Origin of the sequence: Spongiibacter marinus, from assembly GCF_016906995.1 — a bacterium.
Classification (GTDB): Bacteria; Pseudomonadota; Gammaproteobacteria; order Pseudomonadales; family Spongiibacteraceae; genus Spongiibacter; species Spongiibacter marinus.
Genome location: NZ_JAFBBD010000002.1, coordinates 46,694 through 67,680 on the forward strand (window position 1 = coordinate 46,694; position 20,987 = coordinate 67,680).

Annotated in this window: 17 protein-coding genes; 7 read left to right on the forward strand and 10 right to left on the reverse strand. The window is 55.7% G+C overall.

Annotated elements, in window-relative coordinates; all coding sequences use genetic code 11:
• Positions 1-18 precede the first annotated feature (18 nt).
• Positions 19-1,056, forward strand: coding sequence for a hypothetical protein (locus HNR64_RS02845; protein WP_204995069.1), 1,038 nt, complete (start codon positions 19-21; stop codon positions 1,054-1,056).
• A gap of 3 nt (positions 1,057-1,059) precedes the next feature.
• On the opposite strand, the gene glf is transcribed toward HNR64_RS02845, so the two are convergent.
• Positions 1,060-2,154 carry a UDP-galactopyranose mutase gene (gene glf, locus HNR64_RS02850; RefSeq protein WP_204995070.1) on the reverse strand — a complete coding sequence of 365 codons (1,095 nt, stop codon included), beginning with the start codon at positions 2,152-2,154 and terminating at the stop codon, positions 1,060-1,062.
• Positions 2,155-2,371: 217 nt separating this feature from the next.
• On the opposite strand from glf, the gene HNR64_RS02855 reads away from it, so the two are divergent.
• The 4 genes from HNR64_RS02855 to HNR64_RS02870 all read left to right on the forward strand — a co-directional run bounded on the left by HNR64_RS02855 (position 2,372) and on the right by HNR64_RS02870 (position 8,542).
• A complete protein-coding gene (locus tag HNR64_RS02855) occupies positions 2,372-3,865 on the forward strand; it encodes a SulP family inorganic anion transporter (protein ID WP_204995071.1) in 1,494 nt (497 codons plus the stop codon).
• Positions 3,865-4,713, forward strand: a complete 849-nt coding sequence (locus tag HNR64_RS02860; RefSeq protein WP_204995072.1) for a universal stress protein — start codon at positions 3,865-3,867, stop codon at positions 4,711-4,713. Before HNR64_RS02855 ends, HNR64_RS02860 begins: the two co-directional genes overlap by 1 nt.
• 158 nt (positions 4,714-4,871) lie before the next feature.
• Entirely contained in the window at positions 4,872-6,308 is a 1,437-nt protein-coding gene (locus tag HNR64_RS02865; RefSeq protein ID WP_204995073.1) for a coniferyl aldehyde dehydrogenase, read from the forward strand.
• An 83-nt stretch (positions 6,309-6,391) separates the two neighbouring features.
• On the forward strand, positions 6,392-8,542 hold the full coding sequence (locus tag HNR64_RS02870; RefSeq protein WP_204995074.1) for a PQQ-dependent dehydrogenase, methanol/ethanol family: 2,151 nt from the start codon (positions 6,392-6,394) through the stop codon (positions 8,540-8,542).
• Between the two features lie 65 nt (positions 8,543-8,607).
• Here the strand turns inward: HNR64_RS02870 and HNR64_RS02875 are convergent, their stop codons facing one another.
• From HNR64_RS02875 to HNR64_RS02905, 7 genes are all read right to left on the reverse strand, one after another.
• Positions 8,608-9,615, reverse strand: a complete 1,008-nt coding sequence (locus HNR64_RS02875; RefSeq protein WP_338061806.1) for a cytochrome-c peroxidase — start codon at positions 9,613-9,615, stop codon at positions 8,608-8,610.
• A 116-nt stretch (positions 9,616-9,731) separates the two neighbouring features.
• Positions 9,732-12,095: a TonB-dependent receptor gene (locus tag HNR64_RS02880; RefSeq protein ID WP_204995075.1), complete on the reverse strand. Its 2,364-nt coding sequence runs from the start codon at positions 12,093-12,095 to the stop codon at positions 9,732-9,734.
• Between the two features lie 49 nt (positions 12,096-12,144).
• Entirely contained in the window at positions 12,145-12,876 is a 732-nt protein-coding gene (locus HNR64_RS02885) for a sulfite exporter TauE/SafE family protein (RefSeq protein ID WP_204995076.1), read from the reverse strand.
• Complete coding sequence (locus HNR64_RS02890; protein ID WP_204995077.1) at positions 12,876-13,661, reverse strand: SDR family NAD(P)-dependent oxidoreductase; 786 nt, start codon at positions 13,659-13,661, stop codon at positions 12,876-12,878. The genes HNR64_RS02885 and HNR64_RS02890 overlap by 1 nt, the downstream gene beginning before the upstream one ends.
• Complete coding sequence (locus HNR64_RS02895; protein WP_204995078.1) at positions 13,658-14,590, reverse strand: SDR family oxidoreductase; 933 nt, start codon at positions 14,588-14,590, stop codon at positions 13,658-13,660. The genes HNR64_RS02890 and HNR64_RS02895 overlap by 4 nt, the downstream gene beginning before the upstream one ends.
• Positions 14,583-15,485 (reverse strand): bile acid:sodium symporter family protein, encoded by a 903-nt coding sequence (locus HNR64_RS02900; RefSeq protein WP_204995079.1) that lies wholly within the window; start codon positions 15,483-15,485, stop codon positions 14,583-14,585. Before HNR64_RS02900 ends, HNR64_RS02895 begins: the two co-directional genes overlap by 8 nt.
• The gene (locus HNR64_RS02905) at positions 15,475-16,797 is read right to left on the reverse strand and encodes a flavin-containing monooxygenase (RefSeq protein ID WP_239547561.1); all 1,323 of its coding nucleotides are present in this window, start codon (positions 16,795-16,797) and stop codon (positions 15,475-15,477) included. Before HNR64_RS02905 ends, HNR64_RS02900 begins: the two co-directional genes overlap by 11 nt.
• Positions 16,798-16,894: 97 nt before the next feature.
• On the opposite strand from HNR64_RS02905, the gene HNR64_RS02910 reads away from it, so the two are divergent.
• Both HNR64_RS02910 and HNR64_RS02915 read left to right on the forward strand, forming a co-directional pair.
• Positions 16,895-17,854 (forward strand): AraC family transcriptional regulator, encoded by a 960-nt coding sequence (locus HNR64_RS02910; RefSeq protein WP_204995081.1) that lies wholly within the window; start codon positions 16,895-16,897, stop codon positions 17,852-17,854.
• A 69-nt stretch (positions 17,855-17,923) separates the two neighbouring features.
• Positions 17,924-18,343 carry a BLUF domain-containing protein gene (locus HNR64_RS02915; protein ID WP_204995082.1) on the forward strand — a complete coding sequence of 140 codons (420 nt, stop codon included), beginning with the start codon at positions 17,924-17,926 and terminating at the stop codon, positions 18,341-18,343.
• A gap of 24 nt (positions 18,344-18,367) precedes the next feature.
• Here HNR64_RS02915 and HNR64_RS02920 read toward each other — a convergent pair whose 3' ends face one another.
• Both HNR64_RS02920 and HNR64_RS02925 read right to left on the reverse strand, forming a co-directional pair.
• On the reverse strand, positions 18,368-19,492 hold the full coding sequence (locus tag HNR64_RS02920; protein WP_204995083.1) for an alpha/beta hydrolase family protein: 1,125 nt from the start codon (positions 19,490-19,492) through the stop codon (positions 18,368-18,370).
• Between the two features lie 116 nt (positions 19,493-19,608).
• Positions 19,609-20,877, reverse strand: coding sequence for an O-acetylhomoserine aminocarboxypropyltransferase/cysteine synthase family protein (locus HNR64_RS02925; protein WP_204995084.1), 1,269 nt, complete (start codon positions 20,875-20,877; stop codon positions 19,609-19,611).
• Positions 20,878-20,987: the final 110 nt, after the last annotated feature.

Sequence of the window (20,987 nt, forward strand, 5' to 3'; positions counted from 1 at the left end):
CATGAGTGGGGGTGTTTCTTGTCCGAATTATTAAAATCTTCAGGTTATAAGACGATCTATGTTGCTGCGCCAGCTGGAGCCCCGTCAGGTGGTCCCGAGCTTGCTCAGCAGTTGGTGCATGTTTTGCGCACGTTGGGCGCTAATGCTCAGATATATTATTATCATCGTGAGCCAGGGGTTGATCCGGTATACAAGGATTTTAGGGTCTACAACAACCCCTGTGCAGATAATATAGTAGACTCACCAGAAAATTTATTGGTTGTGCCGGAAACGAAAACTAACCTGCTCAGTGATTATTTGTTTATAAAAAAATCTATTTGGTGGATGAGTATAGACTTTTACTATACGGTGCTAGGCTTTTCGGTCGCTGACCATAAAGCTTTAGCAAACCCAATACGACGTTTTGTTAAATTACTGGGTAAGTCGAAAAAGCTCCAGCGCCATTTTTTTTTCGGTCGAAAGGGGGTAAATGACATTTTTCATCTGGTGCAGTCGCAGTATGCACGTGAGCACCTGCTGTCCAAGAATATCCCCGACAAACAGATTGGCTATCTTAGTGACTATCTTAATGCCGACTTTATTCGTGACAGTGCTGCCGCTGCTGATCGAGAAAAACGTGATATTGTAGTATACAACCCGAAAAAGGGTTTGTTTTATACTCGTGAGTTAATGTCGTTGATGCCTGATGTTGAATTTATTGCTATTGAAAATATGAGCCGAATCGAAGTGGTGGAGCTGCTGCAAACGGCGAAACTTTATATCGACTTTGGTGAGCACCCGGGCAAGGACCGAATTCCTCGAGAGGCCTGTATTTCTGGAGCCTGCATCATTACGGGGAAAAACGGTTCTGCTAAGTATGCAGAGGATGTTCCTATACCGGAAGAGTTTAAATTTGAGCGAGTTTCCTCAGAGCTGCCTCGGGTTGTCGAGAAAGTGCGTCATTGCCTTAATGATTACAATACGCTCAGGGAGTGTTTCGAAGCGTACCGTACAATGATCCGCGGCGAGCAGGAGCGCTTTCGTGAAGACGCTAAGCGTCTGTTAGAATGCATTTGACGTTCATAGCATAGATTGTAGATCTTTCAGAGCGGAGGCTATAACTTGGTGCATATCGTAGTAGCGATATTCGGCTAGGCGGCCGCCGAAAAACACTTTTTCCTCCGCTTTACTTAGTTCTCGATATCGACGGTATAGAGCATTGTTCTGTTCGTTGTTCACTGGGTAATATGGCTCCATGCCATCTTGCCATTCTACGGGGTATTCTCGTGTAATGACTGAACGGGAACTTTCTACGGGGTCAAAGTGCTTGTGTTCAATTATCCTTGTGTACGGCACCTCCTTATCGGTGTAATTGACCACCGCATTACCTTGTATATTCGGCGTATCAACAACTTCGTTTTCGAAGCGTAAGCTGCGGTATTCCAGCTTGCCGTATCGATAGTCAAAGTAGCGGTCTATTGCGCCGCTATAAATCACCTTTTTCGCAAGAGCATTGTGATCGGAGCGTTCGGCAAAATAGTCTGTATTCAATCGCACCTCAATGCCGTCAAGCATCTTTTCAACTATTTGAGTGTAGCCGCCAATTGGTATGCCTTGAAAGCGATCATTAAAGTAGTTGTTGTCATAGGTAAAGCGGACCGGTAGTCGTTTTATTATAAATGCGGGTAATTCCGAGGCAGGTCGCCCCCACTGCTTTTCGGTGTAACCTTTAATGAGTATTTCGTATATGTCGCGGCCGACAAGGCTAATAGCCTGCTCTTCTAAATTTTTTGGTTTGCGGTCGCCGATTTCTGCGCGTTGTTCGGTGATTTTCGCCATCGCCTGCTGTGGAGTGCTGGTGCCCCACAGTTGATAGAAGGTGTTCATGTTGAAAGGCAAGTTGTAAATTTTTCCTCGATAGTTGGCGGTTGGAGAGTTTGTATAGCGGTTGAAGTCAGCAAATTGATTGATGTAATCCCAGAGCTCTTTGCTATTCGTGTGAAAAATGTGGGCGCCGTATCGATGAACTTGAATACCGTGCATTTTCTCTGTGTAGATGTTGCCGCCAATGTGTTCGCGTTTTTCTATTACGAGGACTTTTTTGCCGCGTTTCTTCAGCTCGTAGGCGCAGGTAGCACCGTAAAGGCCGCTGCCGACGATGAGGTAGTCGTACATTAGTGAGGTTCCAAAATATATAAATCTAACATGTTAACATCTTCCATGGTTAGATACGCTAATACGACATTTCCCCACAATGACCGGAGGAAGCCCCCGGTCAATCTCTGTATAATGGCCGAAAATTCCTCGCCGGAGCTGGCTTGATGCCTCTTCGGCTCGCTGCGGCCGTTGTGTTGACAGCTCTGAAATTACCCCCAAAGAAATCGAGTTTTTCATGTTACTACTGTCTAAAAAAGAAGACTGGCTCGGCAATATCCGCGCCGATATCCTCGCTGGTTTAGTGGTTGCGCTGGCGCTGATTCCCGAAGCGATCGCTTTTTCCATCATCGCGGGTGTAGACCCCAAAATCGGCCTGTATGCGTCGTTTTGTATCGCGGTGGTCATTGCCATCGTCGGCGGCCGCCCGGGGATGATCTCGGCGGCCACGGGGGCGATGGCGCTGCTGATGGTTACCCTCGTTAAGGAGCATGGCTTGCAGTATTTGCTAGCCGCGACCTTGCTTTGCGGGGTATTGCAGATCATTGCAGGCTACCTAAAGCTGGGGCAGCTGATGAGCTTCGTGTCGCGCTCGGTGGTCACCGGCTTTGTGAATGCCCTGGCCATTTTGATCTTTATGGCGCAGTTGCCCGAACTCACTAACGTAACGTGGCATGTCTACGCTATGACGGCGGCGGGTCTGGCGATAATTTACCTGTTCCCGCTACTGCCTAAAGTGGGCAAGGTTATTCCGTCGCCATTGGTATGTATCCTGACGCTCACTGCATTTAGCCTGATGGCAGGCTTGGATATTCGCACGGTAGGCGACATGGGTGAGCTGCCCGACACGCTGCCTATGTTCCTGTGGCCAGACGTGCCGCTGAACTGGGAAACACTGCAGATCATCTTTCCTTACTCGGCCGCGTTGGCAGTAGTGGGTTTGCTGGAGTCGCTGATGACGGCAACGATCGTCGACGACCTCACCGACACGGGCAGCGATAAGAACCGCGAGTGTAAAGGCCAGGGTATTGCCAATATTTTCTCGGGCTTGCTCGGTGGTATGGCGGGCTGTGCCATGATCGGTCAGTCGGTTATCAATGTTAAGTCGGGTGGCCGAGGCCGTTTGTCGACCTTCTTTGCCGGGGCGATGTTGCTGACAATGGTGGTTTTCCTCAGCGATTGGGTGTCGCGTATTCCGATGGCAGCGCTGGTGGCGGTAATGATTATGGTGTCGATCGGCACCTTTAACTGGTCCTCCATCAAGGGCCTGAAGACGAACCCGCTGTCGGCCAACATCATTATGCTAGCCACCGTGGCGGTGGTGGTATGGACCCATAATCTGGCCTTCGGGGTACTGACGGGCGTGCTGCTGGCGGCGCTGTTCTTTGCCAATAAGGTCAGCCACTTCATGTATGTGGACAGCGTGCTCAAAGAGGGCGGCGGCCAGCGTAACTACCGCGTCGTCGGTCAGGTGTTCTTTAATTCAGCGGATCGCTTCGCGGCAAACTTTGACTTTAAGGAAGCCCTTGATAAGGTGGTCATAGACCTGAGCCGCGCCCATTTTTGGGATATTTCTGCCGTTGCCGCCTTGGACAAGGTGGTTATTAAATTCCGCCGAGAAGGTGCAGAGGTCGAGTTGATTGGCTTAAACGATGCCACGGCAACCATTGTCGATCGCTTTGGTATTCACGATAAACCCGAAGAAATTGAAAAAGTGCTGGGAGCCCACTGATGACGGATAACTATGTCTTGGCCTGCATTGATGGCGCCGCACTTAGCACTGCCGTGTGCGACTACGCGGCGTGGATCGCCAGCCGCGTTCAGGCGCCGGTTAAGCTGCTGCACAATCTTGAACATCGCCCGCAGGCGGCGGTGGCCGATTTAAGCGGCAGTATTGGCCTTGGCAGTCAGGAAGAGCTGCTGGAAGAGCTCACCCGGGTTGAGCAAGAGCGCAGCAGGCTGTTGATGCAGAAGGGTAAATTGATGCTCAAGGCAGCCGAAGAACGGGTGCATGCAGATGGCGTGGAACAGGTTGAGTGCTGGCAGCGCCACGGCAGTCTGCAGGAATCGCTGATTGAGAACGAGCAAGATATCCGCGTGCTGGTGATGGGCGTGCGCGGAGAGGAGCATCACGCGGGGCAGTTAGGTGCGCATTTGGAAAGTGTTATTCGCGGCTTGCACCGGCCAGTACTGGTGGTGAACAGTGCGTTTAGTGCACCGAAGAACGTCATGCTTGCCTATAACGGCACCGAGGCGTCTCAGAAGGCCCTGGACATGGTGGCCGCCAGCCCGCTCTTCAAAGACATTCCCTGCAAGCTGGTTTACGTCGGCGACGACAAACGGGCGGCGGAGATTTTAGCTGATGGCAGTCGCCGGCTCACGGCGGCGGGCATAGCGCACGAGAGTGTGCAGCTGCAGGGAAAGATCGACGAGGCACTCATCAGTTACCAGGCGAAAGAAGGGATCGATCTCACCGTTATGGGGGCGTACAGCCACCACCGCATTCGCGATGTGCTGTTGGGTAGCTTTACGGCAAAAATGCTCAGCAAGACCCAAAAGCCGCTGCTGCTATTGCGCTAGGCGGGTTGAATCTGTCCGCTCTTCACATCGCCTAGCGGTGTGTTCGGCGGTAACATCGCCCTCAAGTGATGATTTCGGTCGCACTTGGAGGGTGAAGACTCGCCGCCAAGCGTTGTGCGATCGCCAAACCTGATAAAACGATAAACAAGGGGAAGGCTATGAACGCAATACAACCCGCCGTCAGTGAGATTGCTGCACCACTTCACCAGGCATTCGACCTACAGCGCCAGGCCTATTTGGCCGCGCCAGTGCCCAACTACAGCGAGCGCAAACAGGACCTTCAGCGCTTGAAGAGCATGCTTAGCGACAACCGCGAAGCGATTATTGATGCGATCTGTCAGGATTATGGCAATCGCTCGCGTCACGAGAGTTTGTTTGCGGAAATCATCGCAGTAACCGATGCCATCAACGATGTGATCAAGCATCTAAAAAAATGGATGCGCGTACAAAAACGCCACGTTGATCACACCATGTTTCCCGGCGGCCGCAACCGTGTCATTCCCCAGCCCTTGGGCGTGGTGGGAATCATCGTACCGTGGAATTTTCCGGTAAATCTCAGCTTTGTACCCATTGCCCAAGCCTTTGCCGCGGGCAACCGCGCCATGGTGAAAATGTCCGAGAACTCGCGCGCACTGAGCGCCTTGCTTCGCGAGTTGACCGCCAAGTACTTCGCTGAAGACAAGCTGCAATTTTTTGATGAAACTGGCGGTGTCGGCATCGAATTTTCGAAGATCCCCTTCGACCTGCTCGTGTTTACTGGCTCAGGCCAGACCGGCAAGTCGGTGATGGCTGCTGCGGCGCAAAACCTGACACCGGTGGTGTTAGAGCTAGGCGGCAAGGCCCCTGCGGTGATTGATCCAGACTACCCCATTGAAAAAGCCGTTGGACGAATCATGTTCATCAAGCAATTCAATGCCGGGCAAATTTGCACCAACGTCGACTATGTATTCGTGCACAGCAGCCAACGAGAAGCCTTTGTGAACGAGGCCAAACGCTACGTTGCCAAGCACTGCCCTGATATTAATCATCAAGACTACACCTCAATTATCGACGACCGCTCAATGCAGCGTTTACAGGCTACCCTTGAGGATGCGCGTTCGAAGGGGGCAACGGTCATCAACCTGAACGACCAAGACGCGAATATCGAGGCGCGAAAACTGCCGTTGCACCTGGTGTTGGACACCACGCCCGAAATGACCATTCGCCAGCGCGAAACTTTCGGCCCGCTGTTAATGGTGTTGGAGTACGACAGCCCGTCCGAAGTGGTCGACTACGTGAATGCCCATGACCGCCCGCTGGCGTTTTACCCTTTCACCAAGAAGCGCGAGTTGGCCGACATGTATATTGAGCGGGTCATGTCGGGTGGCGTAACGGTTAACGATGCGCTGTTCCACCTTGCTCAGCACGACCTGCCCTTTGGTGGTGTGGGCGGCAGTGGCATGGGTCACTATCACGGCTATGAAGGGTTTATCACCTTCAGTAAGCTGCGTCCGGTCTACTATCAGCCCGGTTTCTCACCGATGGAGTGGCTGCGCCCACCCTATGGCAATTTCGCCACGCGCTTCTACAACCTGCTGCTAAAACTCAAGGGCTGATCGCTCGTCATTTAGCCAGTGTCTCAATAGGGGAGCGCAGCTGCTCCCCGTGCTTCCCAGAAAACCAATAAATAGGAATTGCTATGAAGACTGCAATGCGCCTGTTGAGCAGTACTGTGCTGCTCGCGATGACCTTAAGCGGCTGTAGCCGCGACGTTGACACGAAGGCCAACGCTGGTAGCCAGCCTGTTAATGCTGAACGAATCATTGCTGCCGCGCCCGGTGAGTGGGTGAGCCACGGACGTGATTATGCCGAGCAGCGTTTTAGTCCGCTCAAGCAGATCAACGATGACACGGTAAGCGAACTGGGCCTGGCGTGGTATGCCGACTTGCCCACGCGTCGCGGCATTGAGAGCACGCCGCTAATGGCAGACGGCGTGCTATATGTAACGGCGTCGTGGGGCCACGTACTCGCCTTTGATGCACGTAACGGCGCGCTGCTTTGGCACTTCGACCCCAAGGTTCCCAAGGACTACGGCGTCAATGGCTGCTGCGACGGGGTTAACCGCGGGGTGGCGCTTTGGGGCAACGCTGTTTACGTCGCCAGTTATGATGGCCGCTTGAGTGCCCTCGACAGGTACACAGGCGAGCTGCAATGGCAGGTGGATACCCGAATAAACCAGCAAGACCCCTACACCGTTACCGGTGCGCCGCGTATTGTCGACGGCCGCGTCATTATTGGTAACGGCGGTGCCGAACTCGGCGTTCGCGGTTATGTGAGTGCCTTTGACGCAAAGACCGGTGAACTGGACTGGCGTTTTTATACGGTGCCCGGCAATCCGGCAAAGGGTTTTGAAGACGACACCCAGAAAATGATCGCTAAAACCTGGCACGGTAAGTGGTGGGAAAATGGCAAGGGCGGCGGTACCGCTTGGGACTCTTTCGCCTACGACCCCGAGCTGAACCTGCTTTACATCGGGGTGGGTAATGGCTCGAGCTGGAACCGCAAAGCGCGCAGTGATGGCAAAGGCGATAATTTATTCCTGTCGTCAATTGTGGCCGTGAAAGCCGACACTGGAGAGTATGTCTGGCACTACCAAACGACCCCCGGCGACAGTTGGGACTACACGGCGACACAGCACATGATTCTCGCCGAGTTAGAAATTGATGGCGTCGAGCGTAAGGTCATTATGCAAGCGCCGAAAAACGGCTTCTTTTATGTGCTCGATCGCCGCAGCGGCGAACTATTGTCAGCTGAGAAATACATGCCCGTAAACTGGGCGAGCCATGTGGATATGGAAACGGGGCGGCCGGTGGAAGCCGCGGGCCTGCGCGATGGTACTTTCCCGGGCATGGTGAGGCCCGCGCCCAGCGGCGCCCACAATTGGCAGCCCATGTCATTCAGCCCGCAAACCGGCTTGGTGTACATTCCGGCGATGAGTTCGGGGGCAATCTATTCAGACGACTTTTCCGCGAAGGATCGCAAGGGCACCTGGAATACCAACTACGCTGTTGAAGCAATGCTCGAGGTGCCCGACCAGGTGACGGTAGAGCAACGCAAGGCAATGGGTGAAATGCTGCTGCAGTCGGTGCTGATCGCGAGGGATCCGGTCACCAATACCGATGCCTGGCGAATTGAGGGCGGCTACTTCTCGGCCAGCGGCTTGCTGTCCACGGCTGGGAACTTACTATTTCAAGGAGACTTGGACGGGCAGTTTCGCGCCCGCGCGGCCGATACCGGGAAGTTGCTTTGGCAAAAAGATGTACAGGGCGGTTTGATGGCTGCACCGATGAGCTATGAGCTTGATGGTGAGCAGTACATTGCCATTGCCCAGGGCTGGGGCGGTATCAGTGGCCTGCCCTACGGAGCGGTATCTGGCCCGAGGAATATGATCAATATTAGCCGCGTGCTGGTCTTTAAGCTCGGTGCCAATACCGAACTGCCGCGCATCCCGGTTGTTGAGCAAGCCCTGCCAAAGCCCGCATTGGCGGCGGCAAGCGATGAAGACATTGCGAAAGGACGTGAGCTGTTCAACCTCTACTGCGCGGTCTGTCACGGTGGCAATGCCATTAGTGCGGGGCTGATTTCCGATTTGCGTTACCGCATCAATGACCTAGATGACGCGTGGCTTGCCATTGTGCGCGACGGTGCGTTGGCTTCCATGGGCATGCCCGCGAGAGGTGAGTTCATTGATAACGATGAAGCCATCGCGATCAAGCACTATGTTGTCGAGCAGGCGCGCTTAGGACACGAGCGTGGCGAGAAGCGCTTGATAAGGGGCGCTGCGCAATAGCCTATCCGCAGAGGGAAAAACAGCGGCTCTTGCCGCTGTTTTTTTGTGCGCTTATTTCGCTGAACTTATTTAACTGAACTTAAGGTCACTGGCCGGGTATTTTCCAATGCGTTCAGGAAGGTGACAATGCTCGCCGTGTCAGCGTCGCTGAGTGAGCGGCCAAGTTGTAACCACGCCATCTGTTTTACCGCTTCGTCCAACGTTTTGGCCGCGCCATCGTGGAAGTAGGGCGCGGTGCGTGAGATATCGCGCAGCGCTGGCACCTTAAACACAAAGCGGTCGCTCGCCTTGCCGGTTACCTCCTGACGGCCAATGTCGCTGGTATTGGCATAGGCATTCACCACACCCATTTTTTGGTACATGGTGCCGCCCAGTGTCGCGCCGCTGTGGCAGGCGATGCAGCCCGTGCTAATGAAGGTTTTCAAGCCCTGCTTTTCCGCTGCGTTCAGTGCTTGGTCGTCGCCCGCCAAGAACTCGTCAAAACGGTCGCGGGTAATCAACGTGCGCTCGAAGGCGGCAATTGCTTCGGCCATATTGTCGTAGCTCAGCGCGGGCTCAGCATTGGGAAAGGCCTTGGCGAAGGCTGTTGCGTAACCCGCGTCACGCAGCCGCTGTTCGGCGGTTGCTTCATCGGGCATGGCCATTTCTACCGGGTTGAGAATGGGGCCCTTTGCCTGGGCTTTCAGGTCGGCGGCGCGGCCGTCCCAGAACTGTGCAATGTGAAAGCCGGCGTTAAACGAGGTGGGTGAGTTGCGACCGCCGCGTTCGCCGAGCGCGCCTGGCGAGGTGGGCTCGTTGTCGACACCGGCACCGTTGTTGTCTACTTGGTGGCAGCTGTTGCAAGACTGACTACCATTGGTCGACAGCGCCGTTTCAAAATAGAGCTGTTCACCTAGGGCAATGCGCTCGGGCGTGTCATTTTCGCTGCCAGGCATTGCCGCGGGCAGTGGTTTGAAAAAGGCTTGAGCCTGGGCGCGAAGCGCGGCATCGGCGTTGGCTGTTGCGCTGGTAGCAAGGCCGCCAAGGCACAGGCCGACGACCGCGAGGGTATTTTTAACGCTGTTGTTAAGCACGGGTATTACTTCCTTGGGTAAATTAAGGAGGCATCATACGTGCTCAAATCGCTAAGATTAAATCTTAAAAATCTATCGTTCTCATAGGATTTGGCAATAGCGGTTAGTGTCGCTGCCTACCACTGGTAGCTCATGCTGGCGAATACGCTCCGGCCGGGGTTTTGGCTTGGGTTATAGGTGCCCGGGAACATCGCGGTATCAATCACTTGGTTGAGGCTGCGCTCGTCACTTAAATTTTTGCCGCCAACCGTCAGCGCCCAGCCTTGTTCGTCACTGCGCAGTGTCAGGTTTGCGGCGACGGTTGTGGTGTCGGGAATGCGCGTATTGTCGTCCAGGTCGGTGTCAGTGTAGTGCTCGCCCTGATGCTGAATATTCATGCTGGCACGCAGCAGAAGGCTGCCCAGCTGATACTCCAGCGTTGGGCTTATTGTGGCCGTTAACTCCGGCGCGAAAGCCAGGCGTTTACCGCTGAGGTCTTGCTTAGCGCCGATGCCATCGCTAATGGGCGCCGGGCCGTTTTCATATTCTTTGTAACGGGCGCGCAGGTAGCCCAGTGAGGCGTTGATGCTGAGCGGGGTATATGGTGTGAGCCACTGAATCTCGCTCTCGATACCTTCGGAAAATGCAGCCGCGGCATTGGTAACGTCGAACAGTAAACCGTTAAATGCAAGAACCTGAAGGTCGTCAAAGTCCATGCGGTAGGCAGTGATATTGAGCTGTAGACTGTTTTCGAGCCAGCGGCTACGCAGGCCCAGTTCGAAAGATTGTGCCTCTTCCGGCTCGAACTCCAGCTGCTCGCCAGTGAAGGAAATGGCATTAACGCCACCACTTTTGAAGCCGCGGGAGAGGCTGGTGAAAAAGGAAATGTCGTCGTTCAAAAAGTAGCTGAGTGTGAGCTTGGGGGATAACTGGGTTTCAGTGCGCTCAATTTCACCGGGGGCGTAGTCCTGGCCGCCAGTGAGGGTCGCGGTAATACAGGGCAGCAATGGGTTGCTGCACACGCCTTGGCCAGTGGGGGTGGACTTCTTCGTTTCCCGGTTCAGGCGCAGTCCCGGTGTAAGTACCCACTTTTCGCTAATATCCCAGCTCACCTGGCCAAACAATGCGGTGGCGGCGGTGTCCTGGCGATAGTCAAAACGGTAGTAATCGGTTTCCTGAAGTAGGTTGGTCAATTGCGGCAGGATGGCGGCCAAGGTGCCGGCCAAAGGGTTGCCGGGCACATTACTACTGCCACTTAGTAGCTGTTGGGCATCTTTGGTTAGCACGTAGGAGGCAATATCCTGGCCAGCAATAATGTCGGCAATGATGCGAAAGTCACTCTGGAAATAATACAGGCCGCCGATAAACTCAACATTCCCACCCAGCCCAAATAAGCTGTCCGCCGCGCCGCTAAAGCGCCATTCGAAAGTTTGTTGGCGATAATCGTCGACCTCGTCCAAGGTCAATAAATCGGCGGGGGAGACATCCAGATCCTGTCGTTGTTCGACATCCAACCAGGACAGGCCGATGACAGCGGTGGTGTCCAGTCGCGATAAGCCAGCCACTTCACCAAAGTCATAGCTACCTCGCATGGCCAGGCTATCTGAGCGCTGGTAGAGCTTGCCGTCTTCATTAAAGCTGGTTTGGAAGTTGAAAGGGTCATCTTCGATTTCGGGATCGAAGTTTTGCAAATAGTCCCGAGTATCGTCGTCGAGCTTCATTAACTGCCGCGGCCAGAAGTTAACGCGGGTGACAGATTGCTGCGCAATAAACTCCAGTTCACTGCGGTCACTCGGTTGCCAATTGAGTTTTGCTCGCAGCGCATCTTGGTCGCGGTCGTCCTCTTTTCGCTCGAGTTTGGTATTTTCCAGGCGGCCGTCGCGCTGCCACTTCATGGCGGACAAGCGCAGTCCCAGACTGGGGCTAAAGCGATACCCGACGCCCGCCTCAAGACGTTGTTCGCCGTATTCTTCGTCGCGGTAGCTCAGCTCCCCTTCACTGCCTTCCTCGGCGGGGACAGTTTGGCTGCTGACATTGAATACACCGGCGATCGTATTTTTACCGAACAGTGTGCCCTGTGGTCCACGCAGCACTTCCACCCGTGCAAGGTCATACATTGACTCGCTGAAGTAGCTGGGGCGACCGTAGAACACCTCATCCTGAACCAGCCCTACCGCAGGCTCGAAGCTGGGGTTAAAACTGTTGGTGCCAAAGCCGCGAATGAATACCTGAGGTGAGGACGGGCTGGTGAACTCGACTCTGACATTGGGTACGTAGGCTGACACGGCGACCAAATCGCCGATGGCGTTGTCCTGCATAAAGTCGCCAGACAGGGCGCTGATTGAAATTGGAACGTCCTGCAGGCTTTGTTGGCTCTTCTGCGCGGTGACGACCACCTCCTCTAAAACGCGGGGGCGGTTTTCGGCTTCGGCGTTGGGGCTGAGCAGCGCCAAGGCAAGGATGCCTAGGGCGGTCGTTCTACTGTTGCTGTGCGTTGTCATGGCGTTTTCTCGTTTTTATTATGTATCGTTTTTTTGTGTTCTGGTGTGCTTAAAAGCCGGTAATGATCAGCAAGCTACCGGTAAAAAGCAGCAGGGCGTAAACCACATTGCGAAAACGTTGCTCGTCTACCCGGTGGTGGAGATATTCACCTACGACGACGCCGGCGACTAACACCGGGGCAATTGCGGCGACCTTGGGTAGTGCGGGGTAGAGGCTTCCATCAATGGCGAAGACGACGGTGAGTAAGCTGTTTAAGCTGAACCACACGGTGATTAGTGTGGCGCGAAAAGCCGCTTTATCAAGTTGGGTGCCCGTCAACGCATAGACTAGTAACGGGCCGCCAGAGGCGTAGAGGCCGTGGGTAATCCCGGCGCCCAGCATCCAGCCCCGTGTCCACAGCGCGCCGTGACGGCGGCTGCTCAGACCGCGATAGGCGCGCAGCAGCTCGCGACCGGCAAACCAGACGACCAGGGCGCCAAATAGTAATTGCAAAAGCTGATCGCCGAGCCAGGGCCTCAACAGATAGCCCGCCAAGGTGCCACTAACCATTAACGGCAGAATCAGCTTAAGTAAGGTGGACCAATGAATGTGCTGGTGGTGGCGGGCCAGTAGGTAGCCCGTCATACAGATATTCAGCGGTACCAGCACGGGTAGCATGGCCTCAATGGGTAGCAACAACGCGCCCAGTGATAGGGCGATAACAATGCTGCCAAAGCCGGTGATCGCTTCAATGCTGTAGGCAACAAAAACGAAAATCGCCAGAAGAATCCAAGGGTCCATTAATGCTGCTCCAGTTCCACGGCAAATTTGCGCCGCATTAGGCGGTGGAAGGTTGTTGGCGCAACGCGCCACAGCAAGCTTGCCAACCAAATTCCGCGATGGGGAAACAAGTGTGGTTTGCGCCGTTCGGCGGCCTGTAAAATTGCTGCGGCCAGCGGTTCGGGCTCGCCAATGCCGCCGAGGGTGGAGCGTGCGTGCCGCGCAGCGTTGCCATCGGCACCGAGGGCATTTTGTTCGATATTGGTGTTCACGAAGGCGGGGTAGACCATCAGTACGTGCACACCATTGTCCTGTTCTTCGCCGCGTAGTACTTCAAAGAACTGACTCAGTGCAGATTTAGCGCTGCAATACGCGGCTCGGCCGAGCACCGGCATCCAGCCCGCCATTGAGCCAATGTTAATGATACTCCCGCGGCTGCGTCGCAGCAGCGGGAGTAAGGCCATGCTGAGCGATACAGGGGCTTGCCAGTCGATAGCCATTACCTTTCTAAACACCGCCGGATCAGTGTGGCCGGCGAGAGAGCGGTGGGTAATACCGGCGTTATTCACCAGGATATCCAGGCGTCCACTTGCGGTGATGGCCTGAGCGACAGCGTCGATAGCGGCTGCATCGGCAAGGTCGGCAACAACGGTGTGCACACGCTCGTTGCCGAGTGTTGCGCTGCGTTGCTGCAGTCCCTCGGCGTCGCGGTCGACGAGCCACACGCAGTCACCGCGCTGATAAAACTGTTGCGCCATCGCCCAGCCGAGCCCGCTGGCGGCACCGGTAATGAGTACTGTCTTCATAGCTGCCCCCGGGCGCGGGCGTGGTCGATAAACAGCTCCAATACTTGCGCTGAACTCAACTGCGGTTGATAGCCAAACTCTTCTTTCAAACGGCGATTACTCAGTACCGGGCGATAGCGCAAGAAGTTAATCTGCTCGGGTCGATAGCGGCTTAGGCCGAGTCGATGCCCCACTGCGAGGGCGGTTTTAAGCAGCGCCGCAGGTAAGCGCAACAGGGGTTTGTTTAAACGCTTTGCCACTTCATCAATGCGCAGGGCGCCGTCACCGGCGAGATTAAACATGCCCACTTGGGATTCAATAATGCCTTTCTCCACAATCCGGAGCAGGTCTTCGTCCCAGATAAAGACAAAGGGCGAGTCAGAGCCGCGAATAGCCAACAGGCGTTTCTTCTCAAACAGCTGGGTAATCTGATTGCGGGTTTGGCGCCCCAGTACAGTGCCTGGGCGCAAAATGAGCTGCTTGAGCTCCGGGTGCGCGCGGCGCTGCTCGGCTAAATACTCTTCAACCAAACGCTTGTGGCGGGCATAGGCAAATTCGTCATTGCCGCGCAGCGGGTCGCTTTCATCGATCCAGCTGGGGTTGTCGGGATGGTAGCCATAGGCTGCGCCGGAGCTGGTGACGGTGAGGTGTTGTACACCGGCCTTCAGGCAACAATGCACAACATTGCGCGTGCCGTTTACGTCGATATCGTAGTCGCGCTGCTCGTCGCCGCTGGCTTCGAGTACTGAGGCGAGGTGCACAACGTGGCTGACCTGGTGCTCGCTCAGAATGTCAGCCAGCTTCGGGTCGCGAATATCGCACTGGATGTGATTCGCGTCGTCAGTAGGGCGAATGTCCACGCCAATCACGGCGTAATCTTTCCTGAGTCGCTCGCTGAGTTGGCGACCGATATAGCCGCCGGCGCCGGTAATGAGAATACGTTTAGGCATGAATAGTCTCCGCGCTGCGCGACCAGTAAAAAGCCAAACAAAGGCCGGCAGCCAAATGCCAGAAGCTCCAGAAGCCTGCGATAAGCATCATGCCGCCCGCCTGGGGGAAAAACGTGAAAATGATCGACAGGCCGAGTGCTGAATTTTGTATGCCGACCTCCATGGTGACGGCGCGGCGCTCGGCCTGGGGAAGTTTGATAACGCGCCCTGCCAAGTCGCCAAGCAGCAGTGCGCCGGCGTTTTGCAGGGCAACGAGCAGCAAGATGCGGTCGGCGTACTCCATAAATAGCTGCTGGTTGCGGGAGAAGGCGATCACGACAAAGCACAGAAACACCAGCAGGGTGACCGCGCGCATGGGCTTTTCGGCGCGGGTGGCCCATTCAGGGTGGCGTTTGCCAACGGCCATGCCCAGTAGCATGGGCAGCACTAGTACCAATGCGACCAGCAGCAAGATATTCATTGGCTCCAGAGAAATGCCGCGCAGCAACTCCCGGGTGGCGGGGTTGAGCTGCGCGTAAAGGCCAAAATTAAGGGGGGTCATCACGATGGCCGCCAAGCTCGAAACGGCGGTCATGCTGACCGAGACGGGCACACTGGCGCGGCCCAGCCAGGTCATAATATTGGAGAATGTCCCGCCGGGGCAGGAGGCGATGAGTATCATACCCAGTGCTAATTCTGCGGGCACGGCGAAGGCGATTGTCGCCAGGCAGGTCGCCGCTGGCAGCAGAAGAAACTGTGCCACCAAGCCGGCAGCGGGCGCGTGGGGTTGCCGCAATACGCGAACGAAGTCGTCACGGCGCAGGCCCATGGACACACCAAAGATCATGCCCGCTAGAATCCCGTTAAGCAGGATCAGGCTCTGGGGGCTGAACGCGACTTGAATATCAGCGTACATACGCGGCGTCGCTCTGTGGCAGGTCTCGTTGCAGTTGTTGAATATGCCGATTCACGCTGCGCCGATAGCTGTCTTTGTGCACGTAGTAGGCCATGCGCTCTAGTTGCAAATAGCGATAGCCGCCATCGAGGCGCTGGCCACAGTGGCGTTTGATATCGCGCTCCAATTGCAGGGCGGCTTTGCCGCCGGCTAATTGCTGACGTATATACAGAGCGACCATCTCGGCCTGCTCGCTACGACCCTCCCAGCCAAGCCCCGTTGCTTCAATCATGCCCATCACAAACAAATTGCGGTGCTCGGGATGGAACACATTTAAATACAGTGAGGGCGCACCGCCGTCTTGCCAGTTGAGGTGCTTGCGGTCGATAAATGGGTAGTGGAGCTGATAACCGGTCGCCTGCAAAATCAGGTCGTAGTCGGCGCATTCGCCATTGCTGAACTCGACGCTGAGGCCGTTGGTGTTGGCAATGTCGCCACGGGCCGTGATGTCGCCATGACCAAGGTGATGCAGCATCTGTGAGTTGATCACCGGGTGTGATTCATACATTTTGTAGTCGGGATCGGGCAGGCCGTAGTCCGAGGGTTTGCCCACCGCAAGGCGAATCATCAATGCGTCAAGGCGCTGTTTTATTGGCCGCGGTAGCGGGATCAGACCGCCCAGCGTATCGGTGGGGCGGCCAGCGATAAACTTGGGAAGAAAGTAGTAGCCGCGGCGCACCGATACGTCCACAGATTTGGCGCGGTGCACGGCATCCACGGCAATGTCGCAGGCGGAGTTGCCGCAACCGACAATTAATACCCGCTTGCCGGCAAAGACCTCGGCATTGCGGTAGTCTGCGGAGTGCATTAGCTCACCGGTATATTCACCGGGCAGTGCTGGCGCGTTGGGGTGATGCAGGGTGCCATTGGCGATTAGCAGGCCGTCAAAGTCTTCGATATGGCGCTTGCCATGCTGCTCGCTAACGATCCGCCAGCCGCCATTGTCGAGCGGGCTGGCGTCAATCACTTTGGTGTTAAATCGGTAGTGAGGGTAGAGGCGGAAGTGCTGGGCGAAGTCTCGGAAATACTGGCGCAGTTCGCTGTGATGCGGGTAGGGTGCACCGCTTTTTGCCATGGGGAACTCTTTGAACTCGGTCATGTGGCGCGACGAGATCAAGTGGGCCGAGTCGTACATAGTGCTGTGCGGGTTGTCGATGTCCCACAGGCCGCCAACATCGCTGTGCAGCTCAAATCCGGTAAAGGGGATGTCGTACTTTTGTAAATTCCGGGCAGCCGCCAAGCCCATCGGGCCAGCGCCAATTAATGCGTACATAGCACATACTCTTGTTATCATTATTGCAATACAGCTTAATTGAACAGCTATTGCGCGTAACGGCTTTTTCAGGACGGCAATCTGCCAATTCAGGACTATGACCGAACCCACCGTCACATTGCGGTTTACCCAAGGCTTGTTGCAGGCCGCCGAGCGCCGGGGTATTGAGCTTCCCCCCGCGTTGAGTCGTCGTGTGCCGGAAACCGGGCGCACGCCTTTGGCGGTGCAAGATCAGTTGTGGCAGGCCTACTGCGATGCCGTTGATGACCCCTTGGTCGGTTTGCAGCTTGGCCTGGGATTGCAGGTTGGCCACCTGGACCTTGTCGGCATGCTTCTGATGAGCTGCGAAACCCTCGGCGAGGCACTCGACCTGCTACTGGAATATCACCCCATTGTGGGCGAAGGGGGCGACTTTGCTCTGCGTCACGCCGGTGGCAACTGCCTGTTAATCTATCAGCCCCACTATCAAACTTGCCGCCGCCAGCGCGTGGAAGCGGTGCTGGCCTGCGTACTGAATTTAGCGCGCTGGGTGAGTGGTGGGGAGTTTGCGGTGCGATGTCTACAGTTTACCTCGGCCGCTGCCGCGCCTATGGCCGACTATCAACGCATGCTGAGTGCATCGCTGCAGTTTGACGCCCCCGAGGATGCGTTAGTTTTCGACCCCGCCTTAGTTGCCACGCCGCTTATCCAGGCAAATACCGAGATTCGAGATCAGCTGAAAAAGCTGGCCGATAAACTGCTACAAGACATGGAGCGGGGCGAATACAGCATGGCCGTGCAGCGAATGCTTCGCCAGCAGCCTCAGTGGGGTAAGGAGCGAGTGGCCGAAGCACTGGGTATGAGTGGTCGCCACTTGGTACGTAAGCTCCAGCATGAGGGCGTCACTTTCAAGCTGTTGCGCAGCAGCTTGTTACAAAAAATGGCGGAAGAGCGCTTGCAACGTGGCGAGCCGGTGTCGGGCATCGCCGAGGAGTTAGGTTTCTCTGATGAGAGCGCCTTTGCAAAGGCTTTTAAGCGCTGGTCGGGGCAAACCCCTTCGCAGTATCGCGAGCAGTGACGGTAACTACGTATCAACCTGCATCACCGCTTGTGTCTTCATAGGGGACGATGACAGCGGAGACACACGATGTTTTTAGCGCGCTTAATCTATACCAGTGAGGTTGTTGAAGGCTTCGACCAACTCGATATTGAAAGTATTTTGAGTGTGGCCCGCGAGCGCAATGCCGCACTGAATGTGACGGGGGTGTTGTTTTTTAACAGCCGTTATTTCCTCCAGTGCCTGGAGGGCTCCCGCAGTAATATCAACGCAATCTACCACCGTATTCTCAACGACTCGCGTCACACAAACCCGGTTTTGCTGGATTATCGTGAAATTGCCGAGCGGGATTTTAGCGCCTGGCAAATGGGCTACATCGCAGAGACGCAGAAAACACGCGACCTTTATCGGCAGTTCTCGCCGGTGAGCGACTTCAATGCTTATCGAATGTCTGGTGAAAGCTGCTATCGCCTGCTTAAACACATGGCGACATCCGCACCGATGCTGTGAGGCCTGCTCACTGATGGGGGCGGACTAAAATTGATCGACCTGACAGCTGTCTTCAGGGGCGCGATGGTCGACGATACACTCGAAATAGGGCACTTCAGCGTTGTACTGTCCGTCCAGCATTTTGCGCAACTGCTCAAAGGCGGTGCGCATCACGGGATGGGTGGCATCGGCCTCACTGCCGTGGCCGGCTAAATTGAGCGTACCATCTGCCTCCCCCGCGCCGAGAGTGCCTGTGCCGGTTGTGCCGGGGTCTTGGCCCTCGGGAATGCCCACCACCGTGAAAAACTGTGTAGCGATGCCCGCCGTCGTCAAAGCACCTGCCATCTCGCGGCCCTGGTTGTGGGGCACTAAGCCATCGTTGACCGGGTGAATAACCGTAGCGGCCTGTACGCCACCCAGTTGCATTTGCGCCGCGTGTAAGGCGGGGGAGCGACGTTGATAGGCCAGTGGGCACTCTGCCGGGGTGCCGCCGGTATCGCGTTCTATTCCCGCTGCCGCCGCCATGGCGGTGGCGTTGCCGGTAGCTTCTGCGGCGGCTTTTGCCTCGCCGTAGGTTTCGACGAGTTGGCTGACGCCCTCTGCGGTAATCCAATAGTCATAAAGCGCCTTGCCGTCGTCACTGATGGCTGCTGATTCGACGATGGCGGTGCCCGAAACCGCGCCGCCCATCGACACGCCAAATAGATATACCGTATCGATGGAGGGGAATTTTTCCAGAGCATACTCTGTGGCGGCAATGGTGTCGTAGGCTCCGCGTAGCGTGGGAAAGCCCAGGTTGTCGCGGTAGTCGGTGGCCACAAAAGCAACGCCGCCAGGGCTGTTTTCATAGTGCTGGGCTAGGCGCAATTCGCGCCGCATGTGGGGCAGCCAGCTAGCCTGGACGGTGTGGCCGATGCCATGGCTAAACACCACGAGCCGGGTAGGCTGTTCACCGCGCTTAAATACCAGCAGCCCCTCAGGCAGTGGCGAGTTCGACGCGCTGTCGGGGACGCACGAGGGGTTGATATCCAGGGGACTTATTGTGTGCTGAGACGCTGTGACAAAGGTTTCGACAATCGCATTGTCACTTTGGGTTTGGCTATCGCTGCTGTTATTGCAAGCGGCGACAAGGAGCGCAGCAATCGCTGCGCTACATCGAAGAAACGTCATAGGCGGCCACCATTGTTTGCCGGGCGCGTAGGCGCCCTGCTTATTATTAAAATGACTGGCCGATGATTATTGCACAGTATTTGTAATTTGTGTCAATGGCTGCCGCCTTGAGCACGCTACACGTGCTCTAGTGCCTGGCTTAAGTCGGCCTTCAGGTCGTCGATGTGTTCGATACCAATCGACAGGCGCACCATGTCGGCACTAACACCGGCTTTTAGTAACTCTTCGTCGCTGAGCTGACGGTGAGTTGTAGAGGCGGGAATAGCCGCACAGCTCTTGGCATCGCCGATATTTACCAGCCGGATAATCAGTTGCAAGGCATCGTAAAAGCGCGCGCCGGCTTCGCGGCCACCGCCAATGCCGAAGCTGAGGATGCCCGACGCCTGACCCTTCATATACTGCTTGGCCAGCGCGTGATCGCGGTGGTTGGGTAGGCCCGCGTAGCTAACCCAGTTGACCTTGGGGTGGTCCTGTAGGAATTGGGCAATGGCTAGCGTGTTGTCATTAATGCGTTCCATGCGCAGCGCCAGCGTCTCCAGCCCCTGTAAAAACAGAAAGGCATTGAAGGCGCTCATCGCGGCGCCCATATTGCGCAGCGGCACTACGCGGGCACGGGTGATGAATGCCGCTTCGCCAACATCCTTGGCGTAATTTACGCCGTGGTACGACACATCAGGTGTCGTCAGCAGTGAGAAGCGCTCGGCGTGTTCAGCCCAGGGGAATTTGCCTGAGTCGACAATCAGGCCGCCAATACTGGTGCCATGACCGCCAATGTATTTGGTGGCGGCGTGGATAACGATGTCGGCACCATGCTCAATGGGCTTCAACACAAAGGGTGACGGCACGGTATTGTCGACAATTAAGGGAAGGCCGTGAGCGTGAGCTAAATCAGCCAGACGGCGAATATCAACGATATTGCCAGAGGGGTTGCCGATGGACTCACAGTAAATGGCCTTGGTGCGCGCATCGATTTGCGCCGCCATACCATCGAAGTCGTCCTTGTCGACAAAGCGCGCTTCAATGCCCTGGCGAGGCAGGGTGTGGGCAAATAAGTTGTAGGTGCCGCCGTACAGTTCGCTAATGGTAATAAAGTTATCACCAGCTTCAGCGATGGTTTGGATGGCGGCGGTAATTGCTGCCATGCCTGAGGCCATTGCCAGGGCGCCGACACCGCCTTCGAGGGCGGCAATACGCTGCTCAAGCACACTGCATGTCGGGTTCATAATACGGCTGTAGATATTGCCAGCCACCTTGAGGTCGAACAGGTCGGCCGCGTGCTGGGCGCTGTCAAACGAGTAAGACGAGGTTTGGTGGATCGGCACGGCAACGGCATTTTGATTATCTGGCTCGTAGGCGTGATGCAGTGCAATGGTTTCGTCGCGCATAAATATCCCTCTGGTAAAACGTCCCTGCCGGGGCAAAGCCTGTGAATATACCGCACCTATCTGTGGATGCCACCTTTTGGTGCGCCGGCTCGATGTGAACTGGGTGACAT

What these genes read in the sequence shown, in the direction of transcription:
- HNR64_RS02920 (WP_204995083.1), bottom strand. Translation starts at nt 19,492, where the DNA reads ATGACGTTTCTTCGATGTAGCGCAGCGATTGCTGCGCTCCTTGTCGCC.
- HNR64_RS02900 (WP_204995079.1), bottom strand. Translation starts at nt 15,485, where the DNA reads ATGTACGCTGATATTCAAGTCGCGTTCAGCCCCCAGAGCCTGATCCTG.
- HNR64_RS02910 (WP_204995081.1), top strand. Translation starts at nt 16,895, where the DNA reads ATGACCGAACCCACCGTCACATTGCGGTTTACCCAAGGCTTGTTGCAG.
- HNR64_RS02895 (WP_204995078.1), bottom strand. Translation starts at nt 14,590, where the DNA reads ATGCCTAAACGTATTCTCATTACCGGCGCCGGCGGCTATATCGGTCGC.
- HNR64_RS02855 (WP_204995071.1), top strand. Translation starts at nt 2,372, where the DNA reads ATGTTACTACTGTCTAAAAAAGAAGACTGGCTCGGCAATATCCGCGCC.
- HNR64_RS02890 (WP_204995077.1), bottom strand. Translation starts at nt 13,661, where the DNA reads ATGAAGACAGTACTCATTACCGGTGCCGCCAGCGGGCTCGGCTGGGCG.
- HNR64_RS02915 (WP_204995082.1), top strand. Translation starts at nt 17,924, where the DNA reads ATGTTTTTAGCGCGCTTAATCTATACCAGTGAGGTTGTTGAAGGCTTC.
- glf (WP_204995070.1), bottom strand. Translation starts at nt 2,154, where the DNA reads ATGTACGACTACCTCATCGTCGGCAGCGGCCTTTACGGTGCTACCTGC.
- HNR64_RS02885 (WP_204995076.1), bottom strand. Translation starts at nt 12,876, where the DNA reads ATGGACCCTTGGATTCTTCTGGCGATTTTCGTTTTTGTTGCCTACAGC.
- HNR64_RS02860 (WP_204995072.1), top strand. Translation starts at nt 3,865, where the DNA reads ATGACGGATAACTATGTCTTGGCCTGCATTGATGGCGCCGCACTTAGC.
- HNR64_RS02905 (WP_239547561.1), bottom strand. Translation starts at nt 16,797, where the DNA reads ATGTACGCATTAATTGGCGCTGGCCCGATGGGCTTGGCGGCTGCCCGG.
- HNR64_RS02870 (WP_204995074.1), top strand. Translation starts at nt 6,392, where the DNA reads ATGAAGACTGCAATGCGCCTGTTGAGCAGTACTGTGCTGCTCGCGATG.
- HNR64_RS02865 (WP_204995073.1), top strand. Translation starts at nt 4,872, where the DNA reads ATGAACGCAATACAACCCGCCGTCAGTGAGATTGCTGCACCACTTCAC.
- HNR64_RS02880 (WP_204995075.1), bottom strand. Translation starts at nt 12,095, where the DNA reads ATGACAACGCACAGCAACAGTAGAACGACCGCCCTAGGCATCCTTGCC.
- HNR64_RS02925 (WP_204995084.1), bottom strand. Translation starts at nt 20,877, where the DNA reads ATGCGCGACGAAACCATTGCACTGCATCACGCCTACGAGCCAGATAAT.